Here is a 16,732-nt window from a genome sequence, read left to right as displayed (position 1 = left end):
ATGAACGCGCCGGCGACAACGTCGATGCCGCTCGTTTCGGTGCTCGTGCCTGCATACAACCACGAGGCCTTCGTGCAGCAATGCCTGGACAGCATTCTCGCCGACCCCTATCCGGCGAAGGAGATCGTCGTGATCGACGACGGATCGACCGACCGCACGGCGGAACGGATCGAGGCATGGCTGGCGCGTCATCGCGACGATATTCCCGTGGAATACGTACGCCGCGAGAACAGGGGCATCGCCGCCACCCTGAACGAGCTGGCGGCGCGCGCGCACGGGGAATTCCTGCGCATCGGGGCCAGCGACGATTTCCTCCTTCCGGGTGGCTCGGATGCGCTGGTGCGTTACCTCATGGCGCACCCGGCGAAGGGCGCGGCCATCGGCGATTGCGTGGTCGTGGACCGTGACGGCACGAAGATCCTCGACAGCGGCATGAGCGACCTGCACGGCGCCGACAAGCGCCTCTACCGCACCGACGAAGGCATTCGCAGGGCGGTGATCAGTCATTGGGCCATCGGTGGCCCGGTGACCATGCTGCGCAAGGGCGCCCTGGAAACCGTCGCGCGCTGGACAGAGGGGCTGCGCGTCGACGACTGGGACCTGTTCCTGCGCCTCGCCGCCCGCGATGCCATCGGTTTCATCGACGTGAAGGTGTGCGCATACCGCCTGCATGGCGCGAACTTCAGCAAGACCCGCCACACGGCCACGCGCATCGTGAACCTTACGGAGGCACGCGAAGTGGCGTTACGGCGCGTGTGCATGTTCGCGGAACCGGACCGCACGCTGCTTCGTGCCGAGGCGTGCCGCATCGGCGCGAAGATCGCCTATCTGCAGGGAAGGATGGGAAGAGTTGCCGTACACATGGCGGCCTATTTCTCGCTGCTGGCGATGTCGAAGCTGCGCTTCGCGCACGGACGTCAACGCGTGGGTGCGGCATGAAGAGGCTGCTCCGCCTGCCGTCCACCTACCTCTGCCTGCCGATGTTGCTGGCGTGCGGCGTCACGCTGCTCACGTACGACCTGCCACAGGGGTACGGACAAGGCATCCTGCTGCTCGTGTTCGCGTCGCTGGGCATCATGCTGGCCGACGTGTCGTTCGGGCCGCGCCTGCCCGCGCCGCATCGGTTCCGCGAGCGTCGGTACGCCGGTACACGCGAAGGGTTCGTCGCGCTCGCGTTCGCCGGCGTGGTCATCGTGTTCTGCGTACTCGACCTGTTGCTCTATCCCGTGCCGCTCATCAGCAACCCGTCGTCTTACGCGAGCCTGGAGCCCGGCCGCGAACACCTTCGCCATATCTCCGACATGTGCTGGACCTTGCCGGTCATCGGCCTGCTGTGCGCACGGCACCCCGCACTCCGCTACGGGCTGCTCGCGTTCGGGCTGTTGTTTCCAGTCTTTGTGATCGATCGTAACCGCATCTTCGCGGGGCTCTTTTCCATCGCCTTCGTGCTGGCATTTCGCCGGGACGATGCCCGGCCGTTGCCGTGGAAAGCCATTGCCGTACTGGGCGTGGCCGGCTGCGTGGTGTTTTCGGTGCTCGGCACGCTTCGGTCCGGCTCGATCGAACACGTGGCGCTCCCGTTCGGCGATTTCTATCGGTCCGCGCCGCAGGGGGTGAAGTGGCTGCTGCTGTACATCAGCGCCGGACCCTACAACTTCGCGGCGATACTCGCCAAGCATTACGCGAACACGGACTTCCTGTTGCACCAGCTCGTACCGGGCAGCGGCGCGCTCGCGACAGCGGACACCGATATCCCTCTGGATGCGGTAAACATCAACGTAGGCACCGAATACCTGCCGTTCCTCATGGCCTGGGGTGTCGCCGGCGCCTTTGCCGCCATGATCGCTGCGTATACATTGCTGCTCTGGTGCGTCCGCCGGCTCCGGCCGGCCGTGCCTCTTTTCGGACTACTGATGTTTCTGCGCATCGCCTATGTCGCGGTGATGTCGCCCTTCGCGCCGCAGATCTTCATCTGGATGAACGGCGGCCTCCTTGTGCTCTGCCTCTTGCTGCAACTGCTTGCCGGCCTTCTTCCGAGCCGGCGAGTGCCTGCCTCACTTTCCTATTCCGATCACCACCACGAGCTCCCCGCATGGCAAACGACGACGAAATCTACCTGATCGACATGTGGCGCATCGTCTTGCGCGAATGGCGATGGTTCATCGGCGTCGGACTCGTCGTTCTCGCGGCGACCTTCGCCTACCTCCACCACGCCCGCAGCCAGTGGGAAGCCACGGCGTGGATCCAGATCGGGCAAGTGGGCACCGCGCCCACCGGGCAGGACCCGCACGTGGAGGCGTACTCGCGGACGGTCGAGCGCATCGAGTCTCGATCTTTCCAGGACGAGGTGCTGAAGAGCGTCGGCGTGCCCGGCGATGCGCCCGAAGGAAAGCTCTACCGCGGAAGCATGAAGATCGAGCAGTTGCCGTACGCCAACCTCGTCAAAGTGCGGGTGCGCGGTTACTCGGCGGAAGACGCGAAGCAGCTGGCGACCGCGACGGCCACGGTGCTGCACGCCACCCATGCGCAAATCGCCGCGGCGCCGGCGGCACTCGCGCGCGAGCGTCTCGAAGCGGTGGAGGCGAGCCTCCAGTCCGCACAGGCACGCCGCGACCGGTTGCTGGCGGGAAGCCAGGGTCAGGGCGAGACGGCGGCGATCACGAACCTGGCGCTGGCCACCAGCGACCAGGACATTCGCGCGCTCGAGAAGGTACGTGATGACCTCGCCGTGCGCCAGCTCGCCAACTACACCTATGAAACCTCTCTCGCCTGGCCGGTATACGTCGACGAGGGCAGGGTATTCCCGAACACGGTGCTCACCCTGGGCATCGGTCTGCTCGCCGCCGGCTTTCTTGCGGCACTCGCGGCTGTGGCACGGCATGCGTTGCGGTCGCGGTGGATGGAAGTTCCTGCTTAAGAGGCTGGCTCGGCTACGCCATCGCATGTGCAGTCGTGCGTGGCGGCACGAGTCCTCGGCCGTCCCCCTCGTCGCTACGCTGCGGTGTCGCTTGGGCAAGGAGGGCCGCTGCGCGGCCAGTGTCTGATGGCTTGCGCCCCGGCGCGCACGGACGGTCGGCGGGGTTTTCCGACTCGACATCCTGTCTCGGCGGAAAAGACCGGCCATCCTGGCCGGCCCCCTTCGGGCCTTCTCCGCCGCCCGTCCTCACCTCCGCTACCCGCGACGAGGGGGACGGCCGAGGGCTCTCGCCGCCGCGCCAGGCAGCCAGGGCGATGGCGTAGCCGAGCCGAGCTCCGGATTAAACCTAACCGACCCGCGACGGCACCTACCGCCATGAAACAGCAAGCAGAAGCGGGGCAGCCGGCACCCCAGGCGTTCGACGAGACGCGCCTCATCGATACACAGCGCGCCTTCGACAGCGTGGCCGCCGACTACGACGGGCCGCGTGGCAACAACGAACTGATCCAGCGCATGCGCACCACGATGTGGAATACCGTCGGCGCGGAACTTCCCGCCGGCTCGCGCCTGCTCGACCTGGGCTGTGGAACCGGACTGGATGCGGTGGAGTTCGCGCGCCACGGCTACCACGTGGTCGCCAGCGACTGGTCGCCGGAAATGGTGGCGCGCACGCGCGCCCGCGCCATGGAAGAAGGCGTCGAGGCGCGGCTCAGTACGGTGCACCTCGGCATCCAGCAACTCTTCATGATGGGCGGACGGTTCGACGGCGTCTATTCCAATTTCGGACCGCTGAACTGCGCGCCGGACCTTCGCGCCGTCGCCGACGAGTGCGCGCGGCTGGTTCGCCCCGGCGGCAGTCTCGTCTTTTCCGTGATGGGGCGGATATGCCCCTGGGAGCTCGCGCACTACGCGGCTCGTCGCCGTTTCGGCCGGGCCGGCATCCGCTTCGGGAAAGGCGTGCGGGAGGTCGGCATGAACGGCCATACCATCTGGACCTGGTACTACACGCCGCGCGAGTTCTACGCGGCGTTCGCGGAGCACTTCACGCTTGCGAGCTACCGCGCGCTGAGCCTGTTCCTGCCGCCGCCCTACATGGTCGACCGCTACCGCCGCCGCCCCGGAAGGTACGAGCGGCTGGGCCGGCTGGACGATCGCTTCGGCGACCTCCCCTTGCTGCGCGACATGGGCGACCATTTCCTGATCGTGATGCACCGGCGGTGAGCATGCGCGGCGCAGCCTTGCTTCCGGGCTTCACCCTTGCCGGCGCGAGCCTGGCGGGAAAGACCCGTGCTCCCTTGCACCTGCGCGGCGACCGCATCGTCGCGCGCGCAGGCAACCGTTCGTTCCCGGTGGACCTGCGCGACCACATGGTCTTTCCCGGACTCGTCAATGCGCACGAACACCTCCAGGTGAACAACGTGCCGCCGTTGCCCGGCGACACGGTCTTTCCCAGCGCCTATGACTGGATCGACGCCTTCCAGGCGCATTTCGCCGACCCCGCCACCGTGGCTGCGCTTGCGGTACCGAAGGCGCGGCGCATGCGGCACGGCGGATTGAAGAACCTCCTGTCCGGCGTCACCTGCGTGGCGCACCACGATCCATGGCATCCGGTGCTGGATGGCCCGGACTTTCCGGTGAGCGTGCTGCGCGATCACGGCTGGAGCTATGCACTGCATGGGCCGGCCTACGGGCCGCCCGTGCGTGCGAGCTTCGCCGCCACGCCGTTCGGCAGGCCGTGGATGATCCACCTTGCCGAAGGCACCGACGAGGTGGCGGCACGGGAACTGAACGAACTCGACCGCATGGGCTGCCTTGCGGCGAATACGGTGCTGATCCACGGCGTGGGCATGGGCCAGCGCGATGTCGAACGGATCATCGAAGTGGGTGCCTCCGTGGTGTGGTGCCCAGGCAGCAACCATCGGTTGCTGGGTCGCTCGCTCGACCCTCGCCCGTTGCAGGCGGCGGGGCGGCTCGCGCTCGGCAGCGACTCGCGCCTGAGCGGCGCGCGCGACCTGCTCGAAGAGATGCGCGCGGAAGCGGCGCGCGGCGAACTGGACGACGATGCGTTGCTCGGCCTCGCAACGTCCGATGCGGCTCGCCTGCTCTGCCTTCCTAGCCACGGCCGGCTCGACGCCGGTTGCACGGCGGATCTCGTGATCGTCGAGGACAGGGGCGCCGACGGTGCAGGCAATCTGGTCGGACTTTCGCGCGCCGATCTTCGCGCGGTCGTGCGGGATGGCCTGCCGTGCCTGGCCGACCCCGACTTTGCTCCGTGGTTCGAGGCCGCGAAAGTCGACACGATCTCCGTGACGCTCGACGGCAAGCCGAAACTGCTCGCGCGCGCCTTCGCCGACGCCGATCTCCTGGCCATGGAGCCCGGGCTCGAATGGGCGGCGCCGGTGCGCAGTGCCCGCTGCGCGGGAGCGCGCGCATGAGCGGCACCCCGGTATTGGCCCCGCTGGAGGCCTATGAGCTTTGGGCCGCCCATTATCCGGCGCGCGCGCACAATCCCGTGATGTGCGCGGAAGAGCGGGCGATGCTGGGCCTGTTGCCCGCCGACCTGTCAGGGGCGATCGTCGTCGACGCCGGGTGCGGCAGCGGGCGCTATATCCGGCATGCGCTCACCCGTGGTGCGGCACGGGTACACGGTGTGGACCTCTCGCGAGCCATGCTCGCCCGGGCCGCCGTCGAACTGGCCGACGAAACGTCGCGCGTGGCGCTGAGCGAAGGCAGCCTCGACGCGCTGCCATTGCCCGACGCGCTGGCCCACGTCACCGTATGCGGCCTCACGATCGGCCACGTCGAGGCACTGGAACCGGCCCTCGCGGAACTGCGCCGCGTCACGCGCCCGGATGGAGTCGTGATCTGCAGCGACGTGCATCCCACGGGACACGCACTCGGTTGGCTGCGCGACTTCAAGGCAGGCAACCGCCGCTACGCCGCGCGCCACACGCCGCACCTGTACAGCCACTGGCACGCCGCCTGTGCGCGGCTGGGCCTCGTCGTCGAACGGGTGCTCGAACCCATGCTCGACCCTTCCGACATTCCCGCGGACGCGCATTTCGATAGCAAGGCGCTCGAGGTGCCGGTGGCGCTGGTGTTCCTTCTGCGCCGCGCCGCCGCCTCCGTTACCGGATCGCTGCCATGACGCCCACGAACACGCTCCTGGTGAATCCCACCATCACGTCCCGCGCGAGCGCGCGTTTTCCATTGTCGCTGCTGCACTTGTCGGCCGCGCTCGACCGGAACGGCAGCAGTCGCATCGTCGACGGCAACGTGGACCGTGACCTCGTCGACGCCACGCTCCGGGCGTTGGGAGAAGAACGCTTCGACGCCGTCGGCATCAGCGTGATGGGCGGCCCGCAGATGGCCCCGTCGATCGCCGTGTCGAAGGCCATCCGCGAACATCGTCCCGACCTGCCCATCGTCTGGGGAGGCTACTTTCCCACGCTCTACACCGACACCGCACTGTCGGCACCGTATGTCGACTACGCGATACGCGGGCAGGGCGAGGAAAGCCTGCCGGAGCTCCTGGCGGCGCTGGGCCGGGGGGAGCGCGACCTGTCGCGCATCGGTGGCCTCTCCTGGAAGAACGACAGCGGTGTCGTACACAACCCGAACCGGCGCTTCTCGCTGGGCGACAGCGGCATCGTGCTTCCCTACGACAAGCTCGGCGATCCACGCCGTTACCTGGCACCCACCTTCCTCGGGCGGCGCACGGCGGCGCACCAGGCCGCGATCGGCTGCCGTTTCCGTTGCACGTTCTGCGGCGTGGCGGCCATGTTCGGCGGAACCACGGCCTTGCCCACCACCGCGCGCCTGGAGCGCGACCTCGGTTACCTCAAGCACCAGCTGGGCGCCGACTCCATCCAGTTCTTCGATCACAACTTCTTCGACCGCGAAGCGGACATGGTGCCGCTGCTCGAAATCATGGCGAAGCTCGAGCTGCCGTGGTGGTGCTACGCGCGCTCCGACGCCCTCCTGAACCTTTCGGAATCCACCTGGAAACTCGTGCGCAAGAGCCGCCTGCGCATGGCATACATCGGCGCGGAATCGCCCAGCGGGGCCATGCTCAAGGAGATCCGCAAGGGTACGCGTCCGGACCAGACACTGGAAGTGGCGGAACTCTGCCGGCGCCACGGCGTAATTCCGGAACTGTCGTTCATGGTCGCGCCGCCGGTGAACACCGAGGAAGAGACGATCCACACGTTCGAATTCATTCGCGAACTGAAGAAGATCAATCCGCAGTCCGAGATCATCGTCTACATCTACACCCCGCTGCCGGAGAGCAGCAAGCACGAGAAGGAACGCGGCAAGCGCGCATCCATGCCGTTGCTCGACCTGCACGGCAACCCGGTGGTGTTTCCTTCCTCGCCGGAGGAATGGACCGAGCGGCGCTGGGTGGACTACGCCTGCCACGCCGACGCACCGTGGCTGAGCGACGACCTTCGCCGGCACATCCAGGACTTCGTCACCGTGCTGCGCTGCCGGTTTCCCACGGTGCAGGACCTGCGTTCGCCATCGTGGGCGAAGCGTGGCCTCAGCGCGATGGCGGCATGGCGCTACCGTCGGCGCCGCTACGACCGCCCGTGGGAGCTCAACCTGGCCAACCGGCTGGTGCGCCTGCGCCTGCCGCAGGTGTCCGGCCTCTGAGGCGGCGGCCCGTGCACGTCGCGATGGTGAACTTCCTCCCCGCGCCGCCGGGAGCGTCTCCCGAAGACCTGTTCGCACGTTGGCGTTCGTTGGCCGATATTGCGGAAATCGCCGCGCGCGGCGGAACCCGTGTGACCGTGCTGCAAATGGCCGAGACGGACGCAACGCTGGAGCGGGCTGGTGTGGCGTATCGCTTCGTGGCTACCGGCGGCGCCCGGCGTGCGAGTGAACTCGGTCGCCGCGCGGCCCGTGCCGTGGCGGAAGTGGACGCGGATGTGGTGCACGTGCACAGCCTGGCGTATGCGCGGCATGCGGCGGCCTTGTCACGCGCGCTGCCGGGATCGCCCGTCCTGCTCCAGGACCACGCGGACGGCGTGCCGCGCGGATGGCGGCGGCTGCCATGGCGCCGCTGGTACGGCGTGGCCTCGGGCATCGTCTTCACCTCCACCGCGCAGGCGGAGCCGTTCACACGTCGACGTCTGTTCCGCCGGGGCATGCCTCTTTTCGCGATTCCCGAAAGCAGCTGCCGTTTCACGCCAGGCGACCAAGGAGAGGCGCGCGCGACGACTGGCCTTTTCGGCGATCCATGCGTCGTTTCTGTGGGTCATCTCGCCGCCGGCAAGGACCCCATGACGATGCTCGACGGTGTGGCGCGTGCGGCGGAACGGCTGCCGGGCCTGCGCCTGTATTGCGCGTTCGGTACCGCGCCGATGATGTCCGACGTGCGCGAACGCATCGAGCGTGACTCGCGCCTGGCCGGGCGCGTGCACCTGCTTGGCAACGTGCCGCACGCGGATGTGGAGCGCCTGCTGCGCGCGGCCGACGTGTTCGTGTCGGCCAGTCTCGCCGAAAGCTCCGGTTATGCCCTGTTGGAAGCGCTCGCCTGTGGCGCGCTCCCCGTGGTGACGGATCTTCCCGCCTTCCGGGCGATCACCGGGGACGGCCTCGTCGGCAGGCTATGGCCGCGCGGCGACGCCGCGGCCCTTGCGGATGCCCTGGTCGCGGCGGCGGAACGTCCTGCGGATCGAAGCGCCGTGCGCACGCATTTCGACAGGACGCTGTCGTTCGATGCGCTGGGTGCGCGCTGGGCACACGCCTATGCGCAGCTGCTCGTGGGGAAGCGATCGCCATGAAGATTGCCCTGGTGCTTCCGGGCGGTGTGGACCGCGGCGGCGAGGAGCGGGTGATTCCCGCGTTCCTCGCCTTGATAGAGCGGCTGGCGCGCCGTCACGAGGTGCATGTGTTCGCGCTGCACCAGGAGGCCGGACCGGATTCGTGGCCGCTGGCGGGCGCCACCGTACACAACATCGGTGCGGGACGTACCGTGTGGCGCACGATCCAGGCCATTCGCGCGGAACATCGGCACGGCGCGTTCGATGTCGTGCACGCGATCTTTTCGGGCCATTGCGGTCTCATCGCCGTCGTGGCGGCCAGGTCGCTCGGTCTTCCGAGCCTCGTGCACATCGCCGGTGGCGAACTGGTGGCGCTGCCCGCCATCGATTACGGCGGCCGCAGGAAGTGGCGCAGCCGGCTGCGCGAGGCGCTGGTGCTGCGAGCGGCAAATGTCGTTACCGCTGCCAGTGCGCCGATCCTGCATTCGCTGCGCAAACTTGGCATCGCGGCGCGCCGCGTGCCGCTCGGCGTCGATATGGAGGCGTGGCTACCACTGGCCCCGCGTCCGCGCGGCGCCGGACCGGCGCGGCTCATCCACGTCGCCAGCCTCAACAAGGTGAAGGACCAGGCGACCTTGTTGCGCGCCATGGGCAAGCTGGCCAACGCCGGCGTGGAGTTCGAACTCTGCATCGTCGGTGTCGACACACTCGGCGGGGAGGTGCAGCACCTCGCACATTGCCTCGGTCTCGAGCGGCGCGTGACCTTCCTCGGTTTCCGTACGCAACGCCAGTTACGCCCGCTCATGGCGAAAGCGGATCTGTTGGTGATGTCCTCGCTGCACGAGGCCGGGCCCCTGGTGTTGCTCGAAGCCGCGGTGGCGGGCGTTCCCACGGTCGGCACGGCGGTAGGGCACATCGCGGAATGGGCACCGGCGGCGTCGCTCGCCGTGCCGGTGGGCGATGCGAATGCGCTGGCCGCCGCGGTGGCCCAGGTCATCGACGACGACGCGCTGCGCATGCGCCTCGCCCGTGAGGCGCAGCGCCTCGCGCTCGCCGAGGATGCCGACCACACGGCCGCGTGCTTCCAGTCGCTGTATGACGAGCTTGTCGCCCATCGGCACGCGCAAGCGGGGGCGTGAAGTAGCGGGCCGGTGTCAGCCGGGAAGCGGCGCGCCGTGTTCCAGCGCCTTGCGCACCACGTAGAGCGTGTCCATCCGTGGAACGGGCCGCGTAAGCCATGTGAGCAGCCGGCGGCGATGACCGAGCGTGACCCATTCCTGCCCCTGCAGCCAGGCCTGCGTACGCAGCATGTCCTTTCGCTCCTGCACGCTTTCCTGCGTCGGGCGCAAGCGGTTTCGCAGGTAACGCATGGCCTCGCGCGGCGAGCGCGACCATTCGAGGCCGGGCAACGCGTTCAGCCACAGGTTGGAACAGGAAAGGCTGGTGAGCGTCTGGCGTCGCGCGAAGGCGCGAAGCAGCGGCGGGCATTGCCGCTCAAGCGTCGCGAGGACAGCTGGCGGCACGGCGCCGCGATAATAGCGAGCCACGAGTCGCAAGGGCGGCAGCGCCCACCATGGCGTGTCGCCCGACCACAAAGGCTTCCAGTCGGCAGGCGTCATGCGCGTGGCAAGTAACGCGATGTCGTTCAGATGAATGAGGCGGAGGCTGCGGCCGCAGATGTTGCCCGACGCATGCAGGAGCAGGTGGCTCATCAGTGCGCCCGCGGACGGATAGGCATTGATGCCGGGCTGCGCGTCGCCCATCCGCATCTGCGCGGTGATGTCGACGGTGGCGATGGGCAGCCGCTCGTGGATGCGGGTATGCAGCTCGATGTTGATCGGCGTGTCGCGGTGTTCCCCCAGCTCCGTGACGGGTGCCGCGCCGCCGGGCTTGAACACGCGGTGCTTCCACTGGGTGAACGATGCCTCGTAGCCGAGCGATGCGAGCAGGTCCGCCGCCGACTGCGCGTGTGCATCGTCGACGAGCAGGTCGATGTCCGCCATGGGCCGGTCGCCCGCTGTGTACAGGCCCAGCGCATGCAGCGCCGCGCCCTTCAGCGCCATGAGGGGCAGGCTGTTGGCCCGCGCCCCGGCGTCGATCCGCCGCAGCAGCGCGGCGATGCGGTCGTGCCGCTGCTCCACGTGCGCGCGCTGTTCCACCAGGAAGCGGCGCCAGGCGGGCCGCTGCCACGTGGAAAACCGGCAGAGCAACGGGGAAATGCCGTGGGCGACGGCGGCAGCCGTCGCAAGCCGCCACTCGAGTTCGCTCCAGGCGGGCATGTCGGTGCCTGGGAGCGCCCGCGCCAGCTCGTTCGCGAGGATTTCGGTGGTATCGCGCAATCCACGGCGGACGAGCTTCAGCGGAGGAGTCATGGCCGGGCTTCAGACGAAGGGGAGGGCGACGCTTTGCAGCGCCATGGACGACGGCAGCGTGGGTTCTTCGCTGCGATGGGCGCGTTCGCTGGCGATGAGCTCGTCCCAACGCGCGCGCAGGGCGGCTTCCGCGGCACCGTCGGCGGGCCCTTGCTGCAAGGTCACCTGGTCGTGCAGCAGGTTGCGGAACGCACGGTAGAAGTCGGAGTCGTACGCGCCGCGGAACATCATCGCCAGGTCGGCGCTGTCTTCCCAGTGCGTCTTGCGGCCGAGCTGCGCCTTCACTTCCTCGAAGAACTTCGTGCCCGGAAGCGGATACGAAACGCTGACGCCGATATCGTCCGGTGCCGCGTCCGAGATGAGCTCGCGCGTGGCGAGCAGGTCGTCGAGCTGCTCGCCGATGTAGCCAAGCTGGATGAAGAACCCGACGCGGATGCCGTGCGCGCCGAGACGACGCCTTGCGCCGATGAGTTCCGGCACGCGGGTACCCTTGGTCATGCGATCGAGTACGCGCTGGCTGCCGCTTTCGGCGCCGATCCATGCTTCCCCGCATCCCGCTTGCGCCAGGGCGGCGCACATGCGTTCGCTGGCCAGGTCGGCGCGCGTCTGGATGGTGAATGGCACCGATCCGTCTTCTTCCTGCAAGTGCCCGGCGAACTCGACCACCCAGTCGGTGCGGAAGCCGAAGATGTCGTCGGCCATCCAGATGTGGTCGGGGCGGTACGTGCGCTTGAGCCAGGTCATCTCGTCGGCCACTTCGCGCGCGGATCGCTGGTTGTAGTGGTTGCCCCAGATGGGTTTGGCGCACCAGTTGCAGCGGAAGGGGCAGCCGCGGGAGGCAGCCATGTTGAGACTGAAGTAGCCGTGGCGCTCCCGCCAGAAGTCGCGGTAGCGCTCCACGTCGAGCAGGTCCCACGCGGGCTGTCCCACCACCCGCGGATCGGGTGGCTGCGGCCCAACGTGGGCGCGTCGAACGCCGTCACCCGCAAGCGTGGCCACACCCGGCAAGCCGGCGGTCCAGCTGGCGTCGTCGATAAGCGGGTTGCGCCCCAGGCGCTCCACCAGCGCGATCAGCGCACCGATGCCTTCGCCGACGAGCACGGCGTCGGCTCCCGCGGCAAGGAAGGGTTCGGGCTGGTCGGAGGCGTCGGAGCCGGCGACGATCACACGGGCTCCGGCGGCGCGTGCTTCCGCGATCATCTGGCAGGCCGCCTCGCGCATGCGCCCCAGGCACATCTTGGTCAGGAAATTGAAGTTGTCCTCGTAGAAGACGACGAGATCGGGAGCGGCGTTGTGGAACGCGGGCAGGAAATCGTCCACGCCATCGGACAGCATCGCGTCGAACACGGAAAGCTCATGCCCCATGCGGCGCAACAGGGCGGCGATCTGTATCGTCGCCAGCGGCGGATAAGGCTTGCCGCGCTCCCACTGCTTCCTGTCGTAGCGCAGGAAATAGGAGTGACCTACCTGGATCTTCAGCATCGGTTGGAAGCCTCGAACGGAACCATCGGGACGCCGCGCGGGCGACGCTGCCATGGTCATGAGTGCCTGGCCTTGCCCCGGAGGTTGCCGTTCGTGGCGGCACAACCATTCGCGAGGTGGAGGGCACCTACGCGTCACTGCGTTCCGGCCAGAGACGACCGACCGGCAATGATGTACCCGAGCGATACCTTCCTGCGCGACGATGTCCGTGCCGATCCTTTCGGCGAACGGCTGCGTCCGGCCATCTGCATGAGCCGCCAGGTGCTCGGCGGCCGCTTCCGTTTCGAGAGCGACAACATCGCCCTGCTCGAATTGGTCGAGGCCGCCTATGGCAGCCTTCCCGCGCATCGCTTCCCCGGCCTGTCGCCGGAATTCCACATCGAACTGCGCGTGGTTCCCCGCACCGGGGGACCGCCGCTCACGGAGCCACCGCCGGTGCGCATGCAGGGCGGCAAGGGCCTGCTCTGCGGTGTCGCCGATGCCTGCAACCATGTGGTGCTGGTGCCCGCGCAGCGCCGCGGCCTCGTTGTGGTGTCCGAGGACATGCTCGCGTTTCCCTACCACGTGCGTTACGAGCTGATCGAGTTCGCGGTGTTCCTCCTCGCGGCGCGCGTACTGAACCTGGTGCCGCTGCACGGCGCGTGCATCGGCAGGGACGGGCTTGGCGTGCTGCTGCTGGGCGAGAGCGGTGCGGGCAAGTCGACGCTCACGCTGCAGGCCATGCTCGACGGCATGCAGATGCTGGCGGAAGACAGTGTGTTCGTGCATGCGGAGAGCCTGCTCGCCACCGGCGTGGCGAATTTCCTCCACGTGAAGCAAGACACGTTGCGCTTCGTCGACGATCCCGAGGTGCGTGCGTGGATCGAACGCGCGCCGGTGATCCGTCGGCGCAGTGGTGTCGTCAAACATGAAGCCGACGTGCGCGAGCGCGCCGGCCTGGCGGCATCCGCGCCGATGCGCATCGTGGCTGCCGTGTTCGTGTCCGACGTACCGGGCGACGCATCGAAAGGCTTGCTGGATAGCGTGCCCTGGGAATTCGCGGCATCCATGCTGGCAAGCGACCAGCCTTACGGCGCGGGCCAGGTGGGGTGGGATCGCTTCGTGCAGAGGCTGGGTCGATCCGGTGTCTATCGCTTGCGCCGCGGTGCCCATCCGCGCGATGCGATCCGTGCGCTGGCGCCACTGTTCGAACGTGCCGGTGCCGCGGGTTGACATGGCTACCGGCGCCGCCACCCGCGACAGGACGCCGCTGCGTGCCCTGTTGGACACGCTGCCTGCCGGCGAGCATCGCAAGATAGCGGGGTATGTGGCCCTTTCGCTCGGCTCGGCACTGGCAGGCAGTATCGCGGCACTGCTGATCGTGCCGCTGGTGCAGCCGGCGCATGCGCTGCCGATTCCGGATGTCCTGCTTCCCGCGACCGGCGGCGACGTGCCGGCGGTCATCTTCGCCCTTGCCACAGGGGTGTTCGCCCTGCTGCGCTGGCAGGCTTCGCGACTCGGCGCACGGCTCACCGCACACTACGGCGCGGCGTTGCGCCGACGCGTGCAGGCGCGCCTGCTCGAGGCGCCGCTTCCTGCCTTGGCGGACGCCACGTCCGCGGAGATAGCCAACCTCCTCACGCACAACACCGAGATAGCGGTGCAAGGGTTCAGCGCACTCCAGCAGTTGCTCATCGCAGGCAGCACCGCGGCCGTGAACCTTGCATTCGCTTTCTGGGTCTCGCCGCCGTTGATGCTCGCGGTGCCGGTGTTCGCGGCGGCCGGCCTGCTTGCGTCGCGGGCCTTCGGGCGCGAGCAGGCCGAGGTGGGAAAAGCGTACGTCGCGGGTATGACACGCCTGTTCTGGCACAGCGAGGACCTGCCACGGCGCCTTCGCCACGTGCGCTCGTTCGGGCGCGAAGAAGCGGAGAAGGCCAGCTATGGCGAGGTCGCCGATGGCTTGTGCCGCGGTTATGCGCGCCAGCTGGAACTGGTTGCGTCGGGCAGGCTGATCCTGGAACTCGTGACGGCCGTCGGCATCGCCGGCCTCTTCATCCTGGCACGGCGCTGGCATGGCATCGACGGCGCCGCGCTCGTCGCCGTGGGCCTGCTGCTCGGACGCCTGCTTCCTTACGTCGCGACCACGCGGCAGAGTTTCCAGCAGCTGCGGGCGGCCGCGCCGGCCCTGGCCCTGTGGCAGCGCTACATGGATATCGGGGCCGCGCCCGTCGCGGACGCCGTCGCCCCGCCGGCGCCCGTGGCGGTGACCGTCGAGCACATGTGCGTACGGCCGCCTTCGTGGGGCATCGAGATGTCGGGCCTCGCACTGGTGCCGGGGGAACTCACGCTGGTCGCCGGCGATTCCGGCATCGGCAAGACCAGCCTCGTCGACGTGCTCGCCGGCATGGCGCCGCCACAGTTGTTCGTCGCCCGCGCCGGTACCGCGAGCATCGACTTCGCGGCGTACCGTGCCCTGGTGCGCAAGGGTGCCTACGTCAGCCAGGGTGTCCGCCTGTGGCAACACACGGTGCGCGAGTGCCTGGCCTGGGCGGCGCCCGATGCCGACGACGCCGCGCTACGCGGCGTGCTGTCCGACGTGGGACTGGATCGCCGGCTCGACGACAGCGCCGACGGCCTCGACACGGCGCTGGCGAACGCGTCGAGCCGGCTGTCCGGCGGCGAACTGCAGCGGCTTCTGCTGGCGCAGGTGATCCTCCGCCGGCCGCGGTTGGCGATCCTGGACGAGGCGACCAGCGCGCTGGATGCGGCATCCGAACTGACCGTTCTCGCGGCCCTGAAGCAGCGCCTGCCGACGACGATCCTGCTCGTGGTTTCGCACCGTCGGGGCGTGGTGTCCCTGGCCGACCAGATCGTCACCGTCGCCGGTGGCCGGGCAACCGTGTCACGCCCACGCGAGCCGGCGACGGCTTCGCCCGTCCTCTAGCGACCCGGCCTCGGTCTGGGTATTTGCCGCATGTTGCGCCCGGTCAACGGGTGAAGCCCGCTTCGTCGTAGGATGAACCAGGGCAACGAGATCGGGGAACGGCTTGGAAGAGGGCGTCTGGGAGCGCAAATACCATCTTGCGCTGGAACGGATGGAACGCGACGAGCGTGAATTTCGCGCCGTCGAGGAAGTGCTGCGCCGGCTGGCGCTCCGGCTCGCGGCCCTGGTCAGGACGTCCGACGCCGACGTCGACGCCCTGCTGGAACGCCTGACGACCGAGTTGCGCGGCGCGCCGTCGCCGGCGTCGATCGAACCGCTGCTCGATGCGCTGGGCGAGGTCGTGACACGGCTCGACGAGGCGCCCGCGGCGGACGGCGGCGAAGACGCGGCAACCGTCGAGGCCCTTCGCGCCGATATCGCGCGGCTCCAGGAATTGCTGGCGACGGTGAGTACGCGCCTCGGCGACATGACCCGATACCTCGCCGGCGAACTGGAAGCGGCAAGCACCGGGGAAGGCGGCAGCCGGGAACTGGACGCCCGCGTGCGCGAGGAAATGCGCGCGCTCGGCGAGAAGACCCTTGCGGCGAGCGACCTGGGGAGCCTGCAGGCGGAGGTGAACGCGCGGCTGTCCCTCATCGATCGCCATTTCAGTGAATACCGCGAACGTGAAGATGCCCGGCTCGCCGCGTATCGGCACCGGGCGGAACGCATGCGCGACCGCGTGGAGGAACTGGAAAGCCAGGCCACCACCCTGCAGGACTCGTTGCGCCGCGAACATGAACTGGCGCTCACCGACGGCCTCACCGGGCTGCCCAACCGCCTGGCCTACGAACGTCGCATGGCGGAGGTGGAACGGGACGTGCGCCAGGGTGCCACGGCTTGCGTGGGCGCCTTCGACATCGATCACTTCAAGTCGATCAACGATACGTATGGCCACGCCGCCGGCGATGCCGTGCTGCGCATCGTCGGGCAGACCCTGGCGCGCGAGCTGGAAGGACGCGCGTTCGTGGCGCGCTACGGCGGTGAAGAATTCGTGGTGGTGTTCCACCACACGTCGCTGGACGATGCCGGCGCGGTGTCCCAGCGACTCTGTGACACGGTGGAGGCGTTGGCTTTCCACGCCAGTTCCAAGCCGGTGACGATCACGATGTCCGGCGGCATCACGCGTTTCGAGGCCGATGAGGAGGCCACCGACGCGTTCGGCCGTGCCGATCGCGCGCTCTACGCCGCGAAACGCGCGGGACGGAATCGCTGCGTGCTGCTCTGAGTCATA

At 68.4% G+C, this 16,732-nt stretch carries 14 protein-coding genes; 12 read left to right on the top strand and 2 right to left on the bottom strand.

From position 1 onward, the window contains the following. The 9 genes from ACPYOD_RS01025 (at position 1) to ACPYOD_RS00985 (ending at position 9,821) form a co-directional block, all read left to right on the top strand. Entirely contained in the window at positions 1 to 939 is a 939-nt protein-coding gene (locus ACPYOD_RS01025; protein ID WP_481299864.1) for a glycosyltransferase family 2 protein, read from the top strand. Continuing rightward, the gene (locus tag ACPYOD_RS01020) at positions 936 to 2,120 is read left to right on the top strand and encodes a hypothetical protein (protein WP_481299863.1); all 1,185 of its coding nucleotides are present in this window, start codon (positions 936 to 938) and stop codon (positions 2,118 to 2,120) included. The genes ACPYOD_RS01025 and ACPYOD_RS01020 overlap by 4 nt, the downstream gene beginning before the upstream one ends. After that, a complete protein-coding gene (locus ACPYOD_RS01015) occupies positions 2,093 to 2,917 on the top strand; it encodes a Wzz/FepE/Etk N-terminal domain-containing protein (RefSeq protein ID WP_481299862.1) in 825 nt (274 codons plus the stop codon). Before ACPYOD_RS01020 ends, ACPYOD_RS01015 begins: the two co-directional genes overlap by 28 nt. Before the next feature lie 375 nt (positions 2,918 to 3,292). Further along, a complete protein-coding gene (locus ACPYOD_RS01010; protein WP_481299861.1) occupies positions 3,293 to 4,138 on the top strand; it encodes a class I SAM-dependent methyltransferase in 846 nt (281 codons plus the stop codon). A 2-nt stretch (positions 4,139 to 4,140) separates the two neighbouring features. Beyond that, the gene (locus ACPYOD_RS01005) at positions 4,141 to 5,352 is read left to right on the top strand and encodes an amidohydrolase family protein (RefSeq protein ID WP_481299860.1); all 1,212 of its coding nucleotides are present in this window, start codon (positions 4,141 to 4,143) and stop codon (positions 5,350 to 5,352) included. Beyond that, positions 5,349 to 6,065 carry a class I SAM-dependent methyltransferase gene (locus tag ACPYOD_RS01000; RefSeq protein WP_481299859.1) on the top strand — a complete coding sequence of 239 codons (717 nt, stop codon included), beginning with the start codon at positions 5,349 to 5,351 and terminating at the stop codon, positions 6,063 to 6,065. Before ACPYOD_RS01005 ends, ACPYOD_RS01000 begins: the two co-directional genes overlap by 4 nt. Then, a complete protein-coding gene (locus ACPYOD_RS00995; RefSeq protein WP_481299858.1) occupies positions 6,062 to 7,570 on the top strand; it encodes a B12-binding domain-containing radical SAM protein in 1,509 nt (502 codons plus the stop codon). The genes ACPYOD_RS01000 and ACPYOD_RS00995 overlap by 4 nt, the downstream gene beginning before the upstream one ends. Before the next feature lie 23 nt (positions 7,571 to 7,593). After that, entirely contained in the window at positions 7,594 to 8,703 is a 1,110-nt protein-coding gene (locus ACPYOD_RS00990) for a glycosyltransferase family 4 protein (protein WP_481299940.1), read from the top strand. Then, entirely contained in the window at positions 8,700 to 9,821 is a 1,122-nt protein-coding gene (locus ACPYOD_RS00985; RefSeq protein ID WP_481299857.1) for a glycosyltransferase family 4 protein, read from the top strand. The genes ACPYOD_RS00990 and ACPYOD_RS00985 overlap by 4 nt, the downstream gene beginning before the upstream one ends. 15 nt (positions 9,822 to 9,836) lie before the next feature. On the opposite strand, the gene ACPYOD_RS00980 is transcribed toward ACPYOD_RS00985, so the two are convergent. After that, positions 9,837 to 11,054, bottom strand: coding sequence for a nucleotidyltransferase family protein (locus ACPYOD_RS00980; RefSeq protein WP_481299856.1), 1,218 nt, complete (start codon positions 11,052 to 11,054; stop codon positions 9,837 to 9,839). A 9-nt stretch (positions 11,055 to 11,063) separates the two neighbouring features. Then, a complete protein-coding gene (locus tag ACPYOD_RS00975) occupies positions 11,064 to 12,536 on the bottom strand; it encodes a B12-binding domain-containing radical SAM protein (RefSeq protein WP_481299855.1) in 1,473 nt (490 codons plus the stop codon). A gap of 168 nt (positions 12,537 to 12,704) precedes the next feature. Here ACPYOD_RS00975 and ACPYOD_RS00970 point away from each other — a divergent pair, with 168 nt between their 5' ends. The 3 genes from ACPYOD_RS00970 to ACPYOD_RS00960 all read left to right on the top strand — a co-directional run bounded on the left by ACPYOD_RS00970 (position 12,705) and on the right by ACPYOD_RS00960 (position 16,726). After that, complete coding sequence (locus ACPYOD_RS00970; RefSeq protein WP_481299854.1) at positions 12,705 to 13,748, top strand: phosphoenolpyruvate carboxykinase (ATP); 1,044 nt, start codon at positions 12,705 to 12,707, stop codon at positions 13,746 to 13,748. Position 13,749: 1 nt separating this feature from the next. Beyond that, positions 13,750 to 15,459 carry an ATP-binding cassette domain-containing protein gene (locus ACPYOD_RS00965; RefSeq protein WP_481299853.1) on the top strand — a complete coding sequence of 570 codons (1,710 nt, stop codon included), beginning with the start codon at positions 13,750 to 13,752 and terminating at the stop codon, positions 15,457 to 15,459. 103 nt (positions 15,460 to 15,562) lie between these two features. Then, positions 15,563 to 16,726, top strand: coding sequence for a GGDEF domain-containing protein (locus tag ACPYOD_RS00960; RefSeq protein ID WP_481299852.1), 1,164 nt, complete (start codon positions 15,563 to 15,565; stop codon positions 16,724 to 16,726). The last annotated feature ends 6 nt before the right edge of the window (positions 16,727 to 16,732 follow it).

This window comes from Luteibacter sp. HAY1-4A, from assembly GCF_056755355.1.
Note: the sequence above shows the minus strand (reverse complement) of the source record. Positions and strands in the feature narration are given on the sequence as shown.

Coding starts and splice junctions, on each gene's coding strand:
- ACPYOD_RS00985 (WP_481299857.1), top strand. CDS start 8,700: ATGAAGATTGCCCTGGTGCTTCCGGGCGGTGTGGACCGCGGCGGCGAG.
- ACPYOD_RS00975 (WP_481299855.1), bottom strand. CDS start 12,536: ATGCTGAAGATCCAGGTAGGTCACTCCTATTTCCTGCGCTACGACAGG.
- ACPYOD_RS00995 (WP_481299858.1), top strand. CDS start 6,062: ATGACGCCCACGAACACGCTCCTGGTGAATCCCACCATCACGTCCCGC.
- ACPYOD_RS00965 (WP_481299853.1), top strand. CDS start 13,750: ATGGCTACCGGCGCCGCCACCCGCGACAGGACGCCGCTGCGTGCCCTG.
- ACPYOD_RS00990 (WP_481299940.1), top strand. CDS start 7,594: ATGGTGAACTTCCTCCCCGCGCCGCCGGGAGCGTCTCCCGAAGACCTG.
- ACPYOD_RS01025 (WP_481299864.1), top strand. CDS start 1: ATGAACGCGCCGGCGACAACGTCGATGCCGCTCGTTTCGGTGCTCGTG.
- ACPYOD_RS01015 (WP_481299862.1), top strand. CDS start 2,093: ATGGCAAACGACGACGAAATCTACCTGATCGACATGTGGCGCATCGTC.
- ACPYOD_RS01005 (WP_481299860.1), top strand. CDS start 4,141: ATGCGCGGCGCAGCCTTGCTTCCGGGCTTCACCCTTGCCGGCGCGAGC.
- ACPYOD_RS01000 (WP_481299859.1), top strand. CDS start 5,349: ATGAGCGGCACCCCGGTATTGGCCCCGCTGGAGGCCTATGAGCTTTGG.
- ACPYOD_RS00970 (WP_481299854.1), top strand. CDS start 12,705: ATGATGTACCCGAGCGATACCTTCCTGCGCGACGATGTCCGTGCCGAT.
- ACPYOD_RS01020 (WP_481299863.1), top strand. CDS start 936: ATGAAGAGGCTGCTCCGCCTGCCGTCCACCTACCTCTGCCTGCCGATG.
- ACPYOD_RS01010 (WP_481299861.1), top strand. CDS start 3,293: ATGAAACAGCAAGCAGAAGCGGGGCAGCCGGCACCCCAGGCGTTCGAC.
- ACPYOD_RS00980 (WP_481299856.1), bottom strand. CDS start 11,054: ATGACTCCTCCGCTGAAGCTCGTCCGCCGTGGATTGCGCGATACCACC.